The organism is Thauera phenylacetica B4P (genome assembly GCF_000310225.1).
GTDB classification, from domain to species: domain Bacteria; phylum Pseudomonadota; class Gammaproteobacteria; order Burkholderiales; family Rhodocyclaceae; genus Thauera; species Thauera phenylacetica.
The window spans coordinates 1-2,168 of sequence record NZ_AMXF01000395.1 but is presented as its reverse complement, the minus strand read 5'-3'; the positions used below and the strand labels follow the sequence as shown (position 1 = coordinate 2,168).

The following is a 2,168-nucleotide window of genomic DNA, read 5'->3' as shown; positions in this document are numbered from 1 at the left end:
GCCGCGCCGGCGCAGCGCGCGCCGCACCTCGGCGGCCTCGCGCCCGGTGCGCACCAGCACGGCGATGTCGGCCGGGCGCAGGCGCTGGAAGTCCTTGCCGGGCGCCTGGAAGCCGGCGCGCTCGTCGTTGAGCCAGGCGACGATGCGCTCGGCGCAGCGCGCGGCGAACAGGCGGCGGACCTCGCCCGTGCCGCGCAGCGCCAGGTCGTGGTGGATGAGCAGCGCCGGCGCGACGCCGCCGTCGGCCTGGAAGACCTCGTCGCGCCCCTTCGCCGCCACCGCCTCGAAGGGCAGGGCGTTGTCCGCCGCGTCGCGAAAGCCGAAGGCGCCCGCACCGGGGCGCTGCTCGGCCTGCGCGAACCAGGTGTTGACCGCGCTCACCAGCGCATGCGCCGAGCGGAAGTTGGTGCCCAGCATGTAGTGCCGGCCGGCGGTGGCGTGGCGGGCCTGCAGGTAGCTGTAGATGTCCGCGCCGCGAAAGCCGTAGATCGACTGCTTGGGGTCGCCGATCAGCAGCAGCGCGCTGCGCGGGTCGTTGTCGGCGCTGCGGTAGAGCGCGTCGAACAGGCGGTACTGCAGCGGCGAGGTGTCCTGGAACTCGTCGATCAGCGCCACCGGGTACTGGGCGAGGATACGCTCGCGCAGGCGCGCGCCCTGCGGGCCGGCGAGGGCGCGGTCTAGGCGTTCGAGCATGTCGGCGAAGCCGAAGCTGCGCGCCTGGCGCTTGAGCGCGGCGAGTCGCTCGCCGACCCGGGTGGCCGCGTGCACCCGCAGCGCGCTGCGCGGGTCGCGCAGGGCGTCGTGGTCTGCGATCAGGCGGGCGAAGGCGGCGAAGTGCTCGGGCAGCGCGGGCGCCGGGGCGTCGGCCTTGCGCGCTTCGCGCAGGCCGTCGGGGGTGAGGCGGTGGCGGGCGCTGTCGGAGAGCCCGAGCTTGCGCTCGAGCGGGTTGCGCGCCCACTGCTCGAGCGTCTCCAGCCAGGGCGTGTAGTAGCGCTCGTGCAGCCGGGTGCGATTCCACTGTCTGGCGTTGGCGGCGAGCTCCTCGTCCAGCCAGTCCTTCATCGCGCGCGCGCGCTCGGCCCAGCCGCGCGACAGTTCGATCAGCGCGCGGCGGTGGGCGCCGCCGACGCGCTCGATCAGCGCGGCCAGCGATTCGCCACCGGCCGGATCGCGTCGCGCTTCGGGCCGCGCGGCCGGATCCTCCTCGCCCGCCTGCCCGGCGCTGTCGTCCCGATCAGCGCCCTGCAGCGGCTGGCCGACCAGCTCGCGCACGTCCGCGACCAGGGCATGCACGTCGGCCCATTGCGCGAGCGCGAGCTCCAGCACCTCGCCGGCGAGCGGGTAGCAGTGCTGGCGCCAGTAGTCCTGTGCGGCCTCGGTCAGCAGCACGCTCTCGTCGGCGGCGAGCTCCTCGTCGAAGGGGTTGCCGCTGTCGAAGGCGTGCTCGCGCAGCATGCGCTGGCACCAGGCGTCGATGGTGAACACCGCCGCGTCGTCCATGGCCTCGGCCGCCATCGCCAGGCGCCAGGCGGCGTTGCGGCGCGCGGCCGGGTCGGGGTAGGCGGCGAGCAGCGCGTCGAGCAGGGGATCGGGTTCGCGCCCGACCTCCTCGTCGCGGAACCAGGCCGCGGCCTCGCGCAGGCGCTCGCGGATGCGCTCGGAGAGCTCGCGCGTGGCGGCGCGGGTGAAGGTCATCACCAGGATCTCGGCAGGCAGCAGCGGGCGCACGAAGGCGGTGTCGGCGTCGCCGTGGCCGAGCACCAGGCGCAGGTAGAGCGCGGCGATGGTCCAGGTCTTGCCGGTGCCGGCGCTGGCCTCGATGAGGCGGCTGCCGCGCAGCGGGAAGCGTACGGGGTCGAGTCGGTGGCTCATCGGGCGGGCTCCAGGGGCGCGGGTGCGGGGTGGGGGACGGCCTCGACGTGGCCGTCGATCCAGTCGAGCAGCGGGGCGTAGAGTTCGCGCGCGAGGTGCTCGAAGCGGCCGTCCGCGGTCAAGGTGGCGTAGTCGGGGTAGCAGCGCGCGAGGCTGGCCTCCTCGACCTCGCCGTGGCGGTGTTCGCTGCCCTCGTAGGCCTCGGCCGGCTTGCCGCCGCCGACCAGCGCGAGCGCGCTGCGCGCCGCCACCGGGAGCGGCTCGCCGAGGCCGGCGATCCACCCCTCGACGAGGCG

2 protein-coding genes are annotated in these 2,168 nt (G+C 75.3%); both read right to left on the bottom strand.

Annotated elements, in window-relative coordinates; translation table 11 throughout:
- On the bottom strand, positions 1–1,872 hold a 1,872-nt coding region (locus C667_RS22390), incomplete at its 3' end, for a UvrD-helicase domain-containing protein (RefSeq protein ID WP_004386433.1).
- Positions 1,869–2,168: hypothetical protein (locus C667_RS22385; RefSeq protein WP_004386432.1), on the bottom strand; the 300-nt coding region annotated here is incomplete at its 5' end. The genes C667_RS22390 and C667_RS22385, both read right to left, overlap by 4 nt.